The 16,974-nt window shown below is 66.6% G+C and carries 17 protein-coding genes; 8 read left to right on the plus strand and 9 right to left on the minus strand.

What is annotated here, in order from left to right; all coding sequences use genetic code 11:
• Positions 1–116 precede the first annotated feature (116 nt).
• Positions 117–1,316 (plus strand): Gfo/Idh/MocA family oxidoreductase, encoded by a 1,200-nt coding sequence (locus U4Z64_RS27300; RefSeq protein ID WP_321821599.1) that lies wholly within the window; start codon positions 117–119, stop codon positions 1,314–1,316.
• Positions 1,288–2,187, plus strand: a complete 900-nt coding sequence (locus U4Z64_RS27305; protein WP_321821600.1) for a MurR/RpiR family transcriptional regulator — start codon at positions 1,288–1,290, stop codon at positions 2,185–2,187. The genes U4Z64_RS27300 and U4Z64_RS27305 overlap by 29 nt, the downstream gene beginning before the upstream one ends.
• A gap of 848 nt (positions 2,188–3,035) precedes the next feature.
• Here the strand turns inward: U4Z64_RS27305 and U4Z64_RS27310 are convergent.
• On the minus strand, positions 3,036–4,196 hold the full coding sequence (locus U4Z64_RS27310; RefSeq protein ID WP_321821601.1) for a DUF4382 domain-containing protein: 1,161 nt from the start codon (positions 4,194–4,196) through the stop codon (positions 3,036–3,038).
• A gap of 363 nt (positions 4,197–4,559) precedes the next feature.
• Here U4Z64_RS27310 and U4Z64_RS27315 point away from each other — a divergent pair, with 363 nt between their 5' ends.
• A complete protein-coding gene (locus tag U4Z64_RS27315) occupies positions 4,560–4,772 on the plus strand; it encodes a hypothetical protein (protein ID WP_044843850.1) in 213 nt (70 codons plus the stop codon).
• Positions 4,773–4,830: 58 nt separating this feature from the next.
• On the opposite strand, the gene U4Z64_RS27320 is transcribed toward U4Z64_RS27315, so the two are convergent.
• The 3 genes from U4Z64_RS27320 to U4Z64_RS27330 form a co-directional block, all read right to left on the minus strand.
• Entirely contained in the window at positions 4,831–5,130 is a 300-nt protein-coding gene (locus tag U4Z64_RS27320) for a hydrogenase maturation factor (RefSeq protein WP_321803989.1), read from the minus strand.
• Between the two features lie 86 nt (positions 5,131–5,216).
• Positions 5,217–5,639, minus strand: coding sequence for an NUDIX hydrolase (locus tag U4Z64_RS27325; RefSeq protein ID WP_321821602.1), 423 nt, complete (start codon positions 5,637–5,639; stop codon positions 5,217–5,219).
• A gap of 98 nt (positions 5,640–5,737) precedes the next feature.
• Positions 5,738–7,126 carry a uracil-xanthine permease family protein gene (locus tag U4Z64_RS27330; protein WP_321821603.1) on the minus strand — a complete coding sequence of 463 codons (1,389 nt, stop codon included), beginning with the start codon at positions 7,124–7,126 and terminating at the stop codon, positions 5,738–5,740.
• Between the two features lie 119 nt (positions 7,127–7,245).
• On the opposite strand from U4Z64_RS27330, the gene U4Z64_RS27335 reads away from it, so the two are divergent.
• From U4Z64_RS27335 to U4Z64_RS27345, 3 genes are all read left to right on the plus strand, one after another.
• Complete coding sequence (locus tag U4Z64_RS27335) at positions 7,246–7,647, plus strand: SDR family oxidoreductase (RefSeq protein WP_321821645.1); 402 nt, start codon at positions 7,246–7,248, stop codon at positions 7,645–7,647.
• A 216-nt stretch (positions 7,648–7,863) separates the two neighbouring features.
• Complete coding sequence (locus U4Z64_RS27340; RefSeq protein WP_124488383.1) at positions 7,864–8,199, plus strand: putative quinol monooxygenase; 336 nt, start codon at positions 7,864–7,866, stop codon at positions 8,197–8,199.
• A complete protein-coding gene (locus U4Z64_RS27345; protein WP_124668452.1) occupies positions 8,196–9,353 on the plus strand; it encodes an iron-containing alcohol dehydrogenase in 1,158 nt (385 codons plus the stop codon). Before U4Z64_RS27340 ends, U4Z64_RS27345 begins: the two co-directional genes overlap by 4 nt.
• Before the next feature lie 164 nt (positions 9,354–9,517).
• Here the strand turns inward: U4Z64_RS27345 and U4Z64_RS27350 are convergent, their stop codons facing one another.
• Positions 9,518–10,426: a LysR family transcriptional regulator gene (locus tag U4Z64_RS27350; RefSeq protein ID WP_321821604.1), complete on the minus strand. Its 909-nt coding sequence runs from the start codon at positions 10,424–10,426 to the stop codon at positions 9,518–9,520.
• A gap of 184 nt (positions 10,427–10,610) precedes the next feature.
• Here U4Z64_RS27350 and U4Z64_RS27355 point away from each other — a divergent pair, with 184 nt between their 5' ends.
• Positions 10,611–11,195 (plus strand): putative glycolipid-binding domain-containing protein, encoded by a 585-nt coding sequence (locus tag U4Z64_RS27355; protein WP_321821605.1) that lies wholly within the window; start codon positions 10,611–10,613, stop codon positions 11,193–11,195.
• Between the two features lie 20 nt (positions 11,196–11,215).
• Here the strand turns inward: U4Z64_RS27355 and U4Z64_RS27360 are convergent, their stop codons facing one another.
• Together U4Z64_RS27360 and U4Z64_RS27365 are read right to left on the minus strand one after the other, a co-directional pair.
• Positions 11,216–12,208 carry a sulfonate ABC transporter substrate-binding protein gene (locus U4Z64_RS27360; RefSeq protein ID WP_321821606.1) on the minus strand — a complete coding sequence of 331 codons (993 nt, stop codon included), beginning with the start codon at positions 12,206–12,208 and terminating at the stop codon, positions 11,216–11,218.
• Between the two features lie 216 nt (positions 12,209–12,424).
• On the minus strand, positions 12,425–12,832 hold the full coding sequence (locus U4Z64_RS27365; RefSeq protein WP_257774924.1) for a DUF427 domain-containing protein: 408 nt from the start codon (positions 12,830–12,832) through the stop codon (positions 12,425–12,427).
• A gap of 360 nt (positions 12,833–13,192) precedes the next feature.
• Between U4Z64_RS27365 and U4Z64_RS27370 the strand changes: the two genes are divergently transcribed.
• The gene (locus tag U4Z64_RS27370; RefSeq protein ID WP_321821607.1) at positions 13,193–14,854 is read left to right on the plus strand and encodes an ABC transporter substrate-binding protein; all 1,662 of its coding nucleotides are present in this window, start codon (positions 13,193–13,195) and stop codon (positions 14,852–14,854) included.
• 42 nt (positions 14,855–14,896) lie between these two features.
• On the opposite strand, the gene U4Z64_RS27375 is transcribed toward U4Z64_RS27370, so the two are convergent.
• Positions 14,897–15,844 carry a TauD/TfdA dioxygenase family protein gene (locus tag U4Z64_RS27375; RefSeq protein WP_124521168.1) on the minus strand — a complete coding sequence of 316 codons (948 nt, stop codon included), beginning with the start codon at positions 15,842–15,844 and terminating at the stop codon, positions 14,897–14,899.
• A 169-nt stretch (positions 15,845–16,013) separates the two neighbouring features.
• Positions 16,014–16,970 (minus strand): TauD/TfdA family dioxygenase, encoded by a 957-nt coding sequence (locus U4Z64_RS27380; protein ID WP_321821608.1) that lies wholly within the window; start codon positions 16,968–16,970, stop codon positions 16,014–16,016.
• Positions 16,971–16,974 lie beyond the last annotated feature (4 nt).

Raw genomic sequence — 16,974 nt, forward strand, 5'->3', positions numbered from 1 at the left:
CCTCTTGTGCGGGCCGTGCATGTCGGCCGAAACGGCATGCGACGCGGCGCGCGCAGGAGATCCGAGCAATATCCCGCCGCCGCCGCGCGTTGGCGGCCTTCCGTATGAGAGGCACGATGAAACCGCTTAAAGTCGGTGTACTGGGCGTGGGCGACATAAGCGACGTCTATCTGCACAATCTTGCGAAATACCCGATCGTCGAGCTTGCCGCAGTGGCCGGTCGCGATCTCGAGAAGGCGCGTGCGAAGGCGGCGGCACACGGCGTCCCGAAAGCGTATCCGGATGCTGCCTCGCTGATTGACGATGTCGGGATCGATATCGTCCTGAACCTGACCACGCCTGACGTGCATGCGGAACTGACGCTGGCTGCGCTGCGCGCCGGCAAGCACGTCTATAGTGAGAAGCCGCTCGCCACGACGTTTGCCGAAGGAAAGGCGCTGTGCGAGGATGCGCGCCGGCGTGGCCTGACGCTCGGTTGCGCACCCGACACGGTGTTGGGAGGGCGCCTGCAGACCTGCCGTCAATTGATCGACGAAGGTGTGATCGGGATTGTGCACGGCGCGACGGCATTTGCGGTGAGCCGAGGCCCGGAGTGGTTCCACCCGAATCCCGCTTTCTTGTATCGGCGCGGAGGCGGGCCCTTACTCGATATCGGACCGTATTATCTGAGCGCGCTGGTGTCCCTGTTGGGGCCGGTGCGGCAATGCTCGGCGGTCGCAGGCCGGGCATCTTCGGAGCGTGTCGTCGAAAGCGGGCCGCGTTGCGGCATGTGCATTCCGGTCGACGAGCCGACTCACGTGGCCGCCAACCTAGTGTTCGTGTCGGGCGCACTCGTCACCCTGATCGTAAGCTATGACGTATGGGATTCCGAGTTGCCGCGGATGGAACTGTATGGTACGGCCGGCACCTTGTGCCTGAACGACATCGATCCCTGTGACGGGCCGAATCTGTTCGGCGGTGATCTGCTGCTGCGCACGCGCGACGACTACCGGTGGGTCGAGCTGCCTCGCGGCGAAGCTGCACGGCGCCCATGGAAAAAGGTACCGATCGAGCGGCCATTCATCGAGACGAGCCATCGCGAAAACAGCCGTGGCATCGGACTTGTCGACATGGCCATGTCGATTGCCGAGGGGCGTGCGCCCCGTGCTAGCGCCGAGATGGCCCTGCATATCCTTGAGATAATGCATGGCATGCTCGAGTCGGCGGCTAACAATGTGACCTATTCACTTGAAACCCGGATGGAGCGACCGGAGCCGATGTGGCTGCAGTTCCAAGATTACCTGAGCCATGAACCGCTCGAACCGGCCCGCGCCTGAGACGATGGGTCCCGATTGCATTTCCCGCACCGGACTGGCGGGTAATCCGGACGAGTCGCGGCTCGACGGTGCCGACCAGCTATTGTCGCAAATTCGCTCCGAGTACGACGCGCTGAGTCCACGGCTTAAAGCGATTGCTCACTTCATCGATACCCATGCCGATCAGGTTGGCATACTGGATATTCGTAGCGTCGCCGAGCAATGCGGTGTGCATCCGTCGGCAGTTGTGCGCTTTGCTCAGTACTTCGGTCTGTCCGGCTACGCGGACCTGAGGCGGCGGTTTCGCCATCGGATCGGGTTGCCGCGGCCGATGCGGTGGGACGCTAAGGACGTACACGATGAGGCCCCGACCGATGGACTAGAAGGAATGACTGAATCGGTGTTGGCGTCCAGCGTGGCAGCGGTCGCGCGTCTGCGTGAATTGCTGGCATCCGAAGACTGGACGCGCGCGCTGGTCATGCTGCGCGATGCCGCTACGATCTGGGTAATGGGAGCGCGTCAGGCGTTTCCGGTTGCATCTCATTTGGCGCAGGCCTTGCACCAGACAGAGAAGACGGTCTCCCTCTTCTTGACGGTCGGTGAGATGGATGTCGGCCACGTGCGCTTGGTGAGGGCCGGCGACGTTTTTGTGGCGCTTGACTTACCCCCTTACAGCGACGAGACGTGTCGTATTGCCAAACTCGCGAAGCTCAATGGCGCTCAGCTGGTCCTGATGACCGACAGTCGCCTGTCACCGCTCGCGCGGGATGCCGATGCCTTGCTGCGGTTGGACGACAGTGCTGTATTCGGATTCCATTCGATCACCGCTGCCTCAACGGCAGTGCAGCTTCTGTTCATGTCGTTGCGTTACGTCGAGCAGTATGGCGATTAGGGCAGGCCTACCAACCTACGCGCGGATTTTTCCGCTTCCGACATGACGTGATCAAAACGGTCGGAACAACCCGGCGATTCGATTGCGACCGGCGATCGCGTTTCTCTAGCTGATGAGCGTGATCCCTCTAGCGCGAAGATTTGCAGACTGCGAGATACAGGCTCTGGTAGTAAAGTCATTACAAGATTGCGATCTTATTCGAAATAGTTATTAACATTCTCGTTCGACAAACACATGCTCAATAGGTGTTGTTTGCGGGGTAGTGGAAGCCGCTGTTGCCTCCGATTTTGCGTTTGCCGCCGCACCCCCGACACGCGGGACGTATTCGCAAGACCGTGGCGACGGTAGGGAGACCCCAAACGTAACAGAGTCCCTGACGGGACTTTGGTGATATCTTGTCGGGAATTTGCTCGGCGCCCCTCAACGCATTGCGGACGATACTAGATTGGCGCCGAGCCAAGTATGGGTAGGATCGTGGGTAGGGTGCCATCTGTGATTGAGGGAGTCTTACCTGGCGGGGCGGTGCGAGCGGTAGTTGTAGTCGGCTGCCTTCCGCCATTCCGCCGCCATGCCCGTCTTGCAGCGACCATGAAAAAGGCCCGCAAAATACGCGGGCCTCGTGCAATCAGCAATTGCCTTTCTTCGCCTGTCCGGGCGGGCAGAACCCGTTCCCCGGCCCGCCCTGCGGTGCCACGACGACCGGCGGACCCGGCACGTATGCGACGCACCCGCTGAGCGCGCCGACCACGCTCGCCGCGGCGAGCAATGCGATAACCCCTTTCTTCACTTCGTTCTCCCGTTTATTGAGGAAAGGGCCGTGAGGCCCTTTCGATGATGCTGCCGATGCGTCAGAAGCTGAAATTGACGTTCGACTGACTGGTCGTCGCGTTGACGTTCGTCGATTGCGTTGCGCCCGACGCTGCGTCCGCTTCGATCGTGTATTGTGCCGCGGCGGTCGGCGACGCGGCCAGCGCGACCGGCAGCGAGCCCGAGTACGTGCCGACGATCGGCGCGGCCGTGGGCACGTTGAGCGCATACGTACCCGTATCCAGATTCGCGTTGATCGACGTGATCTCGTACGCGTTCGCATCGACGGTCTGCAACGCGCGCACGAACGCGTTGGCGCTTGCCGTCACCGTGCCGCCGACCGTGCTCATCGTCGATGCCGGCAGCGTGATCGGGGCAGTCGACGCCGACACGGCCGTGGTCGTGTTCACCACGACCGGGACCGAGCGGACGATGCCGGACGCGAAGTTGTTCTGCACGATCACGACGTCGTAGTTGCCCTGCGTCGAGCTCTGGATCAGCGGCGACAGCACGAATTTCCCGGTATTGTCGGCAACCGTGCCGCGGACCACCTCGCCGCCTTGTTCCGCATACACGGTCGCGCCGGCTTCGGCCGAAGCGACATAGCCGGAGATCGCGCCGCTCACGACGGTCGGGATCGCGGTGACGACCGGCTTCAGCGCATACGTGCCGTTGCCGCGCTGGACGATCGACTTGCACGCGTTGAAGTCGAGCACGAGATCGACGAGCGTGTTCGGCTGGACCGTGAAAGGCTGGATGATCTTGTAACCGCTTTGCGTCGCGCTCGGCGTCGCGAGCGCCTGTTCCGTGCCGCCCGTCGGGACGACCGAGTTCGCGAGGGTGTTGCCCTGGTTCGGCGCGAGAACGAGGCGGATCTGCTGATACTGGCCGGCCGGCAAGGCGGTCTGGCCGATATCGGCGAGCACGCCGTTGGTCAGCGACAGCAGGTCGATCTTCTGCGGTGTCGCCAGCGTGATGGTCGACCAGCCGGCGTCGTTATCGGAAGCATTCCCATTCGCATTGACGCGGACCTGAGAAACGGTCACGAATACGTGATCGAAGCCGCATGACGGTGCATCGGTCATCGCGACATGCAGCGTGCCGGTTTGCGGGCTGCCGCCATCGTCGCCGCCGCCGCATCCTGCGAGTGCGAACGGCACCGCTGCCGCGCACAGTGCGGCCTTCCAGAATGTGTTGTTCATTGTTTTGTCCCCCTTCGAGGTTATTGTGGGTGCAACGAAGCATAGCCGCGGCGAACGCCCACAGTATGAACAGCTTTGAAACGAACCGTAAATTCTGCGTCGGAGCGTAAAGAACCGCTGCCCGTCGATCGATATTCGCGACGCAATGGCAGGCAATAAGGCCCACAGCGAAGGAATCCTGTCCGGATGGATCGAGCAGGGCATGAGTCGCCGGGACACGGCATGCTCGCGATCGGCAAAAACTTGATCGGTGAAAGCACTAAATCCGCCCTGATTATTTCGCCGCTATAGTCGAATCACGAATGGTAGATGCGAGCGCCATGCGCCGCCGCCATTCAGGCAAAGACTGTAGACGGGTGCTGTATGAAAAACACAATCGAAAAGACCACCGGACCGGTGTGGGGTGTGGCGGCAGGCGTGTTTCTGGCTGCCGCAGGACTGAGTCTCGGCATCTTCCCGAAATCGCTGAACAGCACGGGAACCGCAAACGACTTCCTGGCGTCCGGCGTCGCGATGCTCGGTATCTTCCTCGCCGTCTATTCCACACACGAACTACGACGAAAGCGCCTGCACTGAGCGCCGGCACGCGCGCTCCGCAAAACGCCGCAAAGATGATCCCGGGCCGATCGACGGCTCAGGAATGCGCGCGTCCTTTTGCCTGGCCCGTATCGACCAGCAGATCGTCGACGAGGATTTCGCCGGCCGCGCGGCCTGCTCGCAACGCATTGCGGGTGTTGCCGAACAGGCGGCCGCCGTCGTCGGCGAGGCGAATCGGTCCGAGCAGGCGCGGCACGCTGGCGGCCGAGCGCACCTGCACGACCGCGACGAACCCGAACCGCAGCGGGGCGGGCGGCGCATGATCGCGCGGTTCGTCGAGCCGGAATTCGCAGCGGACATCGATGGTGTATCCGCGGTAGGCATACGCACTGTTCATCTGCAGCTCGCTCGGAAGGGAACGCGGTGATGGACCGTGGGCGCATCATATCGGCTCGGACGAGCCGGCGGGGGTGGGGTGTCTACCTACTTCAGGATTTCGTGCTCGTAGACGAGCTCGACGATGCGCTTCGTCGGGATGCTCGCGCGCAGTTCGTCGACGTTGTCGATGCGAAACCACTTGCACTTCTCGATCTCGTTGCTCGCCTGGGCCGTGTGCTCCGGGTCGACTTCGGCGAAGAACACGTGACGCACCTTCGCGAGCCCCGTGAACTGCATCGAATAGACGAGGTCCTGGCCGGTGATGCCGGTCTCTTCCTGCAGCTCCCGATGCGCGGCTTCGAGCGGTGTTTCGCCGCGCTTGATCGTGCCGCCGGGCAGCGCCCAGCGCGACGATGCGCGCGCGACGAGCAGGACCTGCCGTTCGCGGTAGCAGACGACGGTCGCGCGTTCCTTGACGGGGACCGCACTGGCTTCCGGCGCATTCGTGGAGACGGGGGCTTGAGGCATGAACCGATTCTAGCGAGAGTCGGGCGCCCGGCCAAGCCGGGCTCGTCGAGCGCGACGCGGCCCGTCGGCCGGACCGCGTCGTCATGGAGTCCGTAGCGTTACTTCTGTTCCGGCAGGAACCAGTTCATCACGAGCGCGCAGATGCCGCCCGTCGCGACACCCGACTCCAGCACGTTCTTCAGTGCATGCGGCAGGCTGTTCAGGATGTCCGGCACTTGCGACACGCCGAGGCCGAGCGCGAGCGACACCGCGATGATCAGCAGCGCGCGGCGATCGAGCTGGACGCCGGACAGGATGTTGATGCCCGACGCGGCCACCGCGCCGAACATCACCATTGCCGCACCGCCGAGCACGGGCTCCGGCACGGCCTGCAGCGCGCCCGCGACGACCGGGAACAGGCCGAGCACCACGAGCATGCCCGCGATCCAGATGCCGACGTAGCGGCTCGCGACGCCGGTGATCTGGATCACGCCGTTGTTCTGCGCGAACACGGAGCTAGGGAACGTGTTGAAGACGCCGGCCAGCAGCGAGTTCGCGCCGTTCACGAGCACGCCGCCCTTGATCCGCCGCATCCACACCGGCCCTTCGACCGGCTCCTTCGAGATCTTGCTGGTGGCGGTGACGTCGCCGATCGCTTCGAGCGACGTGACGAGATAGATGATCAGCATCGGCACGAACAGCGACCACGAGAAGCCGATACCGAAGTGCAGCGGCGTCGGGACCTGGAACAGCGCGGCCTGGTGCACGCCGGTGAAGTCGAGGCGGCCGAGCACGGCGGCCGCGACATAGCCGATCACGAGCGCGATCACGAGTGCGGTGCTGCGCACCCATACGATCGGCACGCGGTTCAGCAGGATGATGGTGCCGAGCACGAGGCACGACAGCGTCAGGTTCTGGGCGCTCGCGAACGTGCCGTTGGCCATCGCGCCGTAGCCGCCGCCCATGCTGATGAGGCCGACCTTGATCAGCGTGAGGCCGATCAGCAGCACGACGATGCCGGTGACGAGCGGCGTGATCAGGCGCTTCACGAACGGCAGGATGCGCGACACGCCCATCTCGACGAACGAACCGGCGATCACGACGCCGAAGATCGCGGCCATCACGGTCTCGACCGGCGTGCCTTGCTTGACCATCACGCTGCCGCCGGCGATCAGCGGGCCGACGAAGTTGAAGCTGGTGCCCTGCACGATCAGGAGGCCGGCGCCGAGCGGGCCGAAGCGCTTGCACTGCACGAAGGTCGCGATGCCGGAAATCACCAGCGACATCGACACGATAAGGGTCGTATCCCGGCTCGATACGCCGAGCGCCTGGCAGATCAGCAGGCCGGGCGTGACGATCGGCACGATGATCGCCAGCAGGTGCTGCAGCGCGGCGACGAAGGCGACCATCGGCGCGGGCCGGTCGTCGGGACCGTAGACGAGATCGTGCGACAGGTCTGCATCGTCGGCGCCGTGGGCAGTGGAGCGGGCGGGGGAAGCGGGTTGCATGGCGAGCGGGCCGGACAAGGTGGAAAGTGCGGCATTTTAGCCGAAGGGCCCACCGGCGCCGCCCGGGGGCGATGCAATAGCCGGAATTCGGAATTCTGCTCGCCGCGCTGCAGGAGCGTATTGCCGGGCCGGTCCATGCGATCCGCGCCGCGTTGCCGCTGATGCCCGCGACCGGCTCGATCGTGCTCACCGGCGGACAGCTGGCGGACCGTCCGTCCGGGCAAGGCACGTCGGTCATCGCGGCCGCCGTGCGCGGCGTCGAAGCACTGGCGCAGTCGCTTGCGCTGGAGCTCAAGCCGATTCGCGTGAACTTCGTCGCGCCCGGTTTCGCCGACACGCCGCTGTACGACGCATTCGGCCCGGAAGCGCGCGACGCGATGCTCGGCCAGGCCGCGTCGGCGCTGCCCGGCGGACGCGTCGGTCGCGCCGACGAAGTCGGCGGAGCGATCGCGTTCCTGCTGGGCAACGGCTTCATGAATGCCGAAATCCTGCATGTCGACGGGGGCGGCCGGCTGGTGTGACGCGCGGGCATTCGACGGCCCTGCCGTGAACCCTTCGCGCGAAGCGTGCCGTCGCATGCATGACGCGTGCGCGGCGCAAGCGGCACCGATTCAATACAATGCGACGACGAGGCGTCGGCACCGTGTCGGGCCGCCGACTGCCGCCTTCGACGAGCGACCGCGCATGGTCGAATGACGACCCGTCATGACGGGCCGCTGGCGAATACGGAGCGCAGCATGAACGAACCTTACCTGCAGGTCATCGCCCATTTCTTCGCGAAACCCGGCAACGGCGACCGCGTGATCGAATTGCTCGCGGAACTCGCGCCGGCCACGCGGGCCGAGCCGAAGAACCTCGACTATGCGTACTTCCGCTCGCCGGTCGATCCCGACCACATCGTGATCCTCGAGCGTTACCGGGATGCCGACGGCCTCGACGTGCATCGGGAAACGCCGCATTTCCAGCGGCTCGGTGTCGGCGCGATCATTCCGTTGCTCGATCGCCGCGACGTGACGCAGTACATGGTGCAGCCGGACACCGGCACGGCGACGCCACCGGGAGGCACCCGATGAACCCGTTTCAATTCCGTACCGTGCCGACGCAGATCGTCGAATTCGGCGCCGCGCGCCGGCTCGGCGCGCTGTTGCGCGAACGCTTTCCGGCGCTCGCGCGGCTGTGCGTCGTCACCGACGCGTTCCTGCATCGCAGCGGCGTGCTCGCGCCCGCGCTGGAGAGCCTCGCCGCGCACGGCTGGCAGGTGACCGTGATCGACGACGTGATCGCCGATCCGCCCGAGCACGTCGTGCTCGAGGCGACCGCGCGGGCGGTGGCGGCCGATGCCGAGATCGTGCTCGGCCTCGGCGGCGGTTCGTCGATGGACGTCGCGAAGCTGATCGCGGTGCTCGCGCCGGGGCGGCAGGCGCTGGCCGACATGTACGGCGTCGACAAGGTTGCCACGTCGCGGCTGCCGCTCGTGCAGATGCCGACCACGGCCGGCACCGGCTCCGAAGTGACGGCCGTGTCGATCGTCACGGTCGGCGAGGCGCGCAAGATGGGCGTCGTGTCGCCGCAGCTGTTCGCGGACGTCGCGATCCTCGACGCCGAGCTGACGCTCGGGCTGCCGCGCGCGGCAACCGCCGCGACGGGCATCGACGCGATGGTGCACGCGATCGAAGCCTATACGTCGTCGCGGCTGAAGAATCCGGTGTCCGACATGCTGGCCGTGCACGCATTGACGCTGCTGTCGCGCAACCTGCTGAAGGCCTGCGACGACGGCAACGATCGCCGCGCGCGCGAAGCGATGCTGGTCGGCGCGATGTTCGCCGGCCAGGCGTTCGCGAACGCGCCGGTCGCGGCCGTGCATGCGCTGGCCTATCCGGTCGGCGGCATGTTCCACGTGCCGCACGGGCTGTCGAACGCGCTCGTGCTGCCGCACGTGCTGCGCTTCAATGCGCCGGCTGCCGCGCCGCTGTATGCGGAACTCGCGGCGATCGTCGCGCCGTCGGCCGCGGGGAGCGACGAAGCGAGGACGCAGGCGCTGATCGACGAGATCGATCGCCTGATCGTCGCGACGGGCATTCCGCGCACGCTGCGCGAGGTCGGCATCGGTGAGGGCGACCTGCCGAGGATGGCGTCGGATGCGATGCTGCAGACGCGCCTGCTCGTGAACAATCCGCGCGAGGTGACGGAAGCCGACGCGCTGGCGATCTATCGGCAGGCGTGGTGATGCGGCGCGCGTGACTGCGTGGCGGCTGCACGGGCAACGACGCGACGGCGCCGGCAAACGCGTGGCCGCATGGAATCGAATCGGATCGAATCGACGGACGGGTTTCGAGGCGAGGCTTCGGTTATCCGGAAAGCAGACGGTACCACTCGGGCGGGTGTGCGCGCTCAGGGTTTGCTTCTGTCCAAAAGCGCCGGAATCTCCTTCTTCAGCAGATCGACGACGACCCGCACGCGCGGCGGCAGCGGCCGTTGCGCCTGGACCAGCGCGTTGAGCGCGAATGCGGGAATCGTGTATTGCGGCAGAATCTCGACGAGCTTGCCGTGCGCGAGCGCATGGGCGCAGGCCGGCGCCTGCACGACGCCGATGCCGCCGCCGGCCAGGATCGTGTCGAACATCGGGCGCCAGTGGCTCGTCGTCATCACGGTCTGGATCCGCGCGTATTCGAGCGTCTTGTCTTCGCTTTGCAGCGGCAACTGCTCGTTCGCGAAGATGCCCTTGACGCGGATGAACGGGTGGTTAGCCAGATCGGTCTTCGTTTCGATCGGGCCGAAGCGGTCGAGATAGGCGGGCGCGGCCACGAGCACGCGGTCGACCTGGCCGAGCGGATGCGCGACGAATCCGCCGTCGTCGAGCTGGCCGAGGCGGAGCGAGATGTCGACGCCTTCCGTGACCGGATCGACGATGTTGTCGTTCAGCACCAGGTCGATGTGCAGTTGCGGATACGCGGTGCGGATATGCATCAGCGCCTGCGGAATCACGACCTCGCCGAAGCATTGCGGCGCGGCGAGCCGGATCGTGCCGCCGAGCGTGTTTTCCGTTTTCGATACCGATGCGATCGACGCTTCGGCCGCTTCGAGCAGCGCCTTGCTGTGTTCGTAGAAAATGCGGCCTTCGTCGGTGCACGTGAGCGTACGTGCACTGCGCATCAGCAGACGTGTGCCGAGACGTTTTTCGAGCTTGTCGATGCGCTCGCTGACGGCCGGTTGGCCCATGTCCAGATCCCGTGCCGCGCCCGACATCGTGCCGCGCTCGACGACCCTCACGTAGATGCGCATCGTCGCCAGCAAATCCATGAAATCACGCCCCTTGTCAGGTTCGGGTGATGCCGAGCGGTGATAGTACCAAAGCAGGACCGGTACCGAAGGTGCGCGACGAGCCGATACTCGGTATCGGTACGAAGGCACGCGCCAGACAAAGGCCGTGAGATCATCGACGCCGTGAGCGAAAATCCGGCTCATGCGATCGACGGGAGCCGACATGACGCAACGGGACGAAGCGGCGCGCACGCGCTGCGTCGCATGGCAGATCGCGCAGACCTGGCAGGCGGCCGAATGGTGCCGGCTCGCCGAGACGCGTGCGGGCATCGACCTGTCGGGAGCAGTGGCGGGCGCGCTCGACGGCACGCCGTTTCGCGTCGACTATGCGATCGTATGCGGCGCCGACTGGCTGACGCGCTCGGTGCGCGTGACGTACTGGCTGGGCGCCGCGCCGCCCCGGCAACTCGCGATCGAATGCGACGCGGGGCACTGGACGATCGACGGCGGCGCAGCGCCGGCCCTCGCAGGCGCGACCGACATCGATCTCGGCTTCAGTCCGTCGACCAATACGCTGCCGATCCGGCGTCTCGGGCTGGCGGTCGGCGCATCGGCCGTCATTCGTACCGCGTGGCTGCGTTTTCCGTCGTTCGAGATCGTGCGCGGCGAGCAGCGCTATGCGCGCACGGCGGAGCACGTGTATCGCTACGAGAGCGGCACGTATGCGGCCGATATCGCGGTCGACGACGCGGGTCTCGTCACCGATTACGACGAATGGCGGCGGATCGGCGCGACGCGTTCGCCGTAACGCGTCGCGGCAGCGGTGCGTCAGCGCGCGTTGGCGACGGTCACCTTGCCGGGAATCAGCTTCAGCGTGCTGAACGCGTCGGCGATGCCCTGCTGGTACGCCAGCGTCGCATCGGAGACGGGCTGCACGCCGTAGCCGGCACGCTTGAGCGCGACTTCGAGCGTCGGCGCATCGAGGCCGACGAGCGGCGACAGTTGCGCGGCGACTTCCGGAACATGGTCGCGTCCCCAGCGATCGACCGCGTCGACTTCCTCGAGCAGCGTGCGCAGCACCTGCGGCTGCGCGGTCGCATACTTGCGCGCGGCGAGGTAGTACTGCGTGTTGCGCACGAGCCCGTCGCCGTCCGCGACCACGCGCGCGCCGAGCTGCCGTTCGGCCGCGGCCAGGTACGGATCCCAGATCACCCACGCGTCGACGTTGCGCTGCACGAACGCGGCGCGCGCGTCGGCGGGCGTCAGGTAGATCGGCTGGATGTCGGCATACGTGAGGCCCGCATGCTCCAGCGCCTTCACGAGCAGGTAGTGGACGTTCGAACCCTTGTTGAATGCGACCTTCTTGCCGCGCAGCTGCGCGACGGTGCGGATCGGCGAATCGGGCAGCACGACGATCGCCTCGCCGTGCGGCGCGGGCGGTTCGTTGCCGATATAGACGAAATCGACGCCCGCGGCCTGCGCGAAGATCGGCGGCGTTTCGCCGACCGTGCCGACGTCGATCGCGCCGGCGTTCAGCCCCTCGAGCAATTGCGGACCGGCCGGGAATTCGAGCCACTGGACCGCCACGCCCTGGCTTGCGAGCCGCTTCTCGAGCGTGCCGCGCGCCTTGAGTATGACGAAGTTGCCGTATTTCTGGAAACCGATGCGCAGCCGTTTGTCGCTGCCCTGAGCCAGTGCAGGCATGCCCGCGAGCGGGCCGAGCGCGAGCCCGGCCAGTCCGGCGGCCGCGCCGTGCAGCCACTGGCGGCGGCGCGGGCTTGCCGGGGTCGTTTCAAGATCTGCGTGCGGTAGGTCGTTCATCGAGGCGTCCTGCTGGCGGGTTCACGGGTTGCGCGGGCTGGCGGCGCGATCGGCACGGGACGCAGCCGGATGCGGGCGATGCGCGCGGCCGGCCGCGTCCCGCGCCGGATGGACGACGATACGGCCGCGCGGGCCGGCGGCCAACCAACGAATCCGCATATGCAAATCAGCGGGCGGACGATACGTGAACGCCGGGGCGGCGGCGCGCCGCCGCGCTCAATCGGTGCCGAGCGGGCTTTCCTCGATCGCGTCGACACGATCCGGATAGAACGCGAGGTGCGCGCGGATCGATTCGACGGCCGGGTTCGGATGCTCGTACGTCCACACCGCGTTGGTCGAGCGTTCGCCGCCGGCGGGAATCGAGTAGTACGCGCAATCGCCCTTGTACGGGCAGTACGTCGCATGGTCGGTGCGTTGCAGCAGCGCCATGTCGGCATCCTCGCGCGGAACGTACAGCACGGCTGGATAGCTGGCTTCGCGCAGCGCCAGCGCACGGCGCGTATCGGCGACGATCTTGCCGGCCACCTTGACCACGACGCGCGACGGGTGCGGTTCGATCGTGATCGGATGATCGGGGCCCGGCGACTTCACGGGACGAGAGGGCGTAGCGGGGTTGAGCGACATCGTGGGTCCTCCGGGAAGGGGCGGCGCGCCGGCAGGCACGCCGCGCCGGAACGCGTGCGCCGGGCGTATCCCCGCGCACCGCTGCCGGCGTTGACCAACCGATACGATGCGCCCATTCCGGAGAACCTGCAGGGGGCCGGAAGGACGGGTCGCGAACGGCGTCGATGCACGACGTGGGGCGGGCCGCTGCAGCGGCATTCGCACGCATGTCCGCGGTGCTCGCGCGGACGTTTCCATGCGGCGGCAGCGGGATGCATCCGCGGCGATAAGCAACGCGGAATTAATTGGTAAGCGATCGGCGGGCGGCGCGCGAAGATCGGCGGTCGTCATTCGCATGACAGTCCTTTCCTGACCGCCACCATGAAGATCCCATTCGTTTCATCGGCCGCGCATCGTGCGCGGCATACGTCCGTTGCCGTTGCAGTGCTGCGCGGCGTGGCCGCATCGCTGCTGCTCGCCGGCACGGTCACGCACGCGTTCGCGGCGCCGGCCGGCAAGACGCTCGTGTACTGCACCGAAGGCAGCCCGGCCGGCTTCGATCCGGGCCAGCACACGACCAGCACCGATTTCGACGCGAGCACGTACACGGTCTACAACGGGCTCGTGCAGTTCAAGCGCGGCACGCTCGATCTCGTGCCGTCGCTCGCGACGAGCTGGGACGTGTCGTCCGACCAGCGCGTCTACACGTTCCACCTGCGGCGCGGCGTGAAGTTCCAGACGACCGCGTGGTTCACGCCGACGCGTCCGTTCCAGGCGGACGACGTCGTGTTCACGTTCCGCCGGATGCTGGATCCCGACGATCCGTTCCGCAAGGCCTACCCGGTCAGTTTCCCGTACTTCAGCGATCTCGGGTTCGACCGCAACATCGAGCGCATCGAAAAGCTCGACGACGAGACGGTGCGCTTCGTGCTGAAGCAGCCCGACGTCGTGTTCGTGCGCAATCTCGCGATGGCGTTCGCGTCGATCCTGTCGGCCGAATATGCGTCGCAGTTGACGGCGCGCCATCGCGAAGCCGACATCAACCAGCTCCCGGTCGGCACGGGGCCGTTCCAGCTGCGCGCGTACCAGAAGGACGCCGTGATCCGCTACGACGCGAATCCCGATTACTGGAAGCCGGACGACGTGAAGCTCGCGCATCTCGTGTTCGCGATCACGCCCGATCCGGCCGCGCGCCTGCAGAAGCTCACGGCCGGCGAGTGCCAGGTGTCGGTGTTCCCGCGGCCGGCCGATCTCGAGACGGTGCGGCGCGATCCGAAGCTGACGCTGTTTTCGGGGACGGGCTTCAACGTCGGCTTCGTCGCGTACAACACGCAGCATCCGCCGCTCGATCGCGTCGACGTGCGGCGCGCGCTCGACATCGCGATCGACAAGACGGCGATCATCAAGACCGTGTTCAACGGCGACGCGACGATCGCGACGAACCCGATGCCGCCCGCGCAATGGTCGTACAACCCGCGCCTGAAGGATGCGCCGCGCGATCCGGCCACCGCGAAGGCGCTGCTCGCGCAGGCAGGGTTCCCGAACGGCTTCGACCTGACGCTGTGGGCGATGCCGGTGCAGCGCCCCTACAACCCGAACGCGCAGCTGATGGCGCAACTGATCCAGCAGGACTGGGCGAAGATCGGCGTGCGCGCGAAGATCGTCAGCTACGAGTGGGGCGAATACAATCGCCGCGCGAAACGCGACGGGCAGCACGACGCGATCCTGTACGGCTGGTCGGGCGACAACGGCGACCCCGACAACTGGCTCGGCACGCTGCTCGGCTGCGAGGCGGTGCACGGCAGCAATCTCGCGAAGTGGTGCAACGCGGATTTCGAGCGGCTCGTCAGCGCGGCGCGCACGAACTCGGACGTCGCGAAACGCACGTCGCTCTACGAGCAGGCACAGGTCGTCTTCAAGGATCAGGTGCCGTTCACGCCGATCGCGACGTCGATCGTGTCGCTGCCGATCTCGAAGCGCGTGCACGGGCTGACGTTCTCGCCGCTCGGCGGGCACCGGTTCGACGGCGTGTGGCTGGATTGAGGCAGGAAGCCGGCGCGGGTGCGCCGGCTGTCGACACGGCGGTCAGTTCAGCGCGACCGCGGCCGCTGCCTCGACCGGCGAGCCCTCGAGCGCGACGGACGCCCGGCCGTCGGGGCCGACCGGCACGTCGCCGATGAGCGTCGTGCGGTAGAGCTGGCGATCGAAGTCGAGATCGAAGATGTCGACGGGCGCGAGATGCGCGGTCGCGCGGTTGTCCCAGAACGCGATGCTGCGCGGCTCCCACTTGAAGCGGATCGTGAATTCCGGCCGCGTCACGTGTTCCCACAGCAGTTCGAGCAGGGCCTGGCTCTCGCGCGGCGTCAGCCCGACGATCGACTTCAGGAAACTCGGGCTCACGTACAGCGCGCGTTCGCCGGTCTCCGGATGCACGCGCACCAGCGGATGCTCGGTCACGAGCGGGCGGCGCTCGACGGCTTCGTCGAATGCGCCGGTCGCGCGTGCACCGGGCGGCGGCGTGAAGCGATGGATGCCGCGCAAGCCGTCGACGAAGCCGCGTAGCGGTGCGGACAGCGTTTCATAGGCGCGCACGAGGTTGGTCCAGTGCGTGTCGCCGCCGTACGGCGGAATCGTCACGCCGCGCAGGATCGACGCCCACGGCGGATTGACGGCGGCCGTCACGTCGGTGTGCCAGCCCGTCCACGGCCGGCGTACCGGCTCACCTTCGAAACGCGTCGCCTTGCGATGCTTCGCGATCGAATAGACGGCCGGATGACCGTCGACGTGGCCGAACACCGGGTGGCCGACGGTCGGCTCGCCGAACTGCGCGGAGAACGCGACATGCTGCTCGTGCGTGAGGAACTGCTCGCGGAAGAAGATCACGCGCCATTTCAGCAGCGCGGCGCGAATCGCGGCGATCTGCGGCGTGGTCAACGGCTGGGTGAGGTCGATGCCGCGGATCTCGGCGCCGATGTGGGCGGACAGCGGGATCACGTCGACCGGCTCGGCGGCGGGTACGGGTAGGGCGCTCATGCGACGCTCCTGGAGGAAGTGAACGGGGCGAACGGACGGCGACATCGTTGCGCATGCAAGCGTCGGCCCGGTGGCGGGAAGGTCATGGTCGGATCCTCCGGTCGGGAAGGCGGGAATGCAGGGTGGCGCCGGCACGGTGGCAACCGAAGCCGCCACCGTGCGGCGAACGTCATTGCAGCGTCGCGCCCGGCCCCTTCAGCACGACGCTGCGGCGGCCGTCGATGCCGACCGGCACGTCGCCGTGAACGGTCGCGCGACGCACGACGCGGCGCGCATCGCCGTAGTCGTTGATCGCGTAGTGCTGCGTCGCGCGGTTGTCCCAGATCGCGACGTCGCCTTGCTGCCAGTTCCAGCGCACGGTGTTCTCGAGGCGCGTCACGTGTTCGTGCAGCACCTGCAGCAGATGGGAGGAATCCTGCGACGACAGCCCCTTGATCTTCTGCACGAAGTGTCCGAGCACGAGCGTGCGCTCGCCGGTCTCCGGATGCACGCGCACGACCGGATGTTCGGTTTCGTAGACGGTCGACGTGAACACTTCGCGGTAGCGCTTCAGTTGCGTGTCGTCGGCATGCACGTGCGTCGACGCGTAGTCGTACGCGTTCGTGTGCACCGCCCACAGCGTGTCGGCGAGCGCGCGCAGCGACTCGGGAAGATGCGTGTATGCGGCCGCCGTGTTGGCCCACACGGTGTCGCCGCCGAATGGCGGAATCACGACCGCGCGCAGGATCGACACCTTCGGGTACGCGTCGACGAACGTCACGTCGGTGTGCCACGAATTGGCGCGCGCACCGTGCGCGGAATCGAGTTCGAGCAGGTGCGCGCTGCCGTCGACGGAGGGCACGGTCGGGTGGGCGACCGTCTCGCCGAAGCGGCGCGCGAAGGCTTCCTGCGCGGTGTCGTCGAGATGGCCCTGGTTGCGGAAGAACAGCACCTTGTGGCGCAGCAGCGCGGCCTGGATCGCGTCGAACGTCGCATCGTCGAGCGTGCCGGACAGCCGGACACCGGCGATCTCGGCGCCGATCCGGCCGGCGACCTGGCGAAGCTGAAGCGGGACGGCGGCCGTGCGCGGCGCGGCGGCGTGCGAAGCATGCGATGACGGGTGAGCGGCGTGCTGGACTTCGGACATCGGG

Origin of the sequence: Burkholderia sp. BCC1996, from assembly GCF_905339955.1 — a bacterium.
GTDB lineage: Bacteria > Pseudomonadota > Gammaproteobacteria > Burkholderiales > Burkholderiaceae > Burkholderia.

Excerpts from the sequence above, each read along its gene's own strand:
- U4Z64_RS27310 (WP_321821601.1), bottom strand. The coding sequence starts at position 4,196 with ATGAACAACACATTCTGGAAGGCCGCACTGTGCGCGGCAGCGGTGCCG.
- U4Z64_RS27325 (WP_321821602.1), bottom strand. The coding sequence starts at position 5,639 with ATGCCTCAAGCCCCCGTCTCCACGAATGCGCCGGAAGCCAGTGCGGTC.
- U4Z64_RS27330 (WP_321821603.1), bottom strand. The coding sequence starts at position 7,126 with ATGCAACCCGCTTCCCCCGCCCGCTCCACTGCCCACGGCGCCGACGAT.
- U4Z64_RS27350 (WP_321821604.1), bottom strand. The coding sequence starts at position 10,426 with ATGGATTTGCTGGCGACGATGCGCATCTACGTGAGGGTCGTCGAGCGC.
- U4Z64_RS27305 (WP_321821600.1), top strand. The coding sequence starts at position 1,288 with ATGAACCGCTCGAACCGGCCCGCGCCTGAGACGATGGGTCCCGATTGC.
- U4Z64_RS27380 (WP_321821608.1), bottom strand. The coding sequence starts at position 16,970 with ATGTCCGAAGTCCAGCACGCCGCTCACCCGTCATCGCATGCTTCGCAC.
- U4Z64_RS27355 (WP_321821605.1), top strand. The coding sequence starts at position 10,611 with ATGACGCAACGGGACGAAGCGGCGCGCACGCGCTGCGTCGCATGGCAG.
- U4Z64_RS27360 (WP_321821606.1), bottom strand. The coding sequence starts at position 12,208 with ATGAACGACCTACCGCACGCAGATCTTGAAACGACCCCGGCAAGCCCG.
- U4Z64_RS27340 (WP_124488383.1), top strand. The coding sequence starts at position 7,864 with ATGAACGAACCTTACCTGCAGGTCATCGCCCATTTCTTCGCGAAACCC.
- U4Z64_RS27375 (WP_124521168.1), bottom strand. The coding sequence starts at position 15,844 with ATGAGCGCCCTACCCGTACCCGCCGCCGAGCCGGTCGACGTGATCCCG.
- U4Z64_RS27300 (WP_321821599.1), top strand. The coding sequence starts at position 117 with ATGAAACCGCTTAAAGTCGGTGTACTGGGCGTGGGCGACATAAGCGAC.
- U4Z64_RS27370 (WP_321821607.1), top strand. The coding sequence starts at position 13,193 with ATGAAGATCCCATTCGTTTCATCGGCCGCGCATCGTGCGCGGCATACG.
- U4Z64_RS27315 (WP_044843850.1), top strand. The coding sequence starts at position 4,560 with ATGAAAAACACAATCGAAAAGACCACCGGACCGGTGTGGGGTGTGGCG.
- U4Z64_RS27365 (WP_257774924.1), bottom strand. The coding sequence starts at position 12,832 with ATGTCGCTCAACCCCGCTACGCCCTCTCGTCCCGTGAAGTCGCCGGGC.
- U4Z64_RS27345 (WP_124668452.1), top strand. The coding sequence starts at position 8,196 with ATGAACCCGTTTCAATTCCGTACCGTGCCGACGCAGATCGTCGAATTC.
- U4Z64_RS27320 (WP_321803989.1), bottom strand. The coding sequence starts at position 5,130 with ATGAACAGTGCGTATGCCTACCGCGGATACACCATCGATGTCCGCTGC.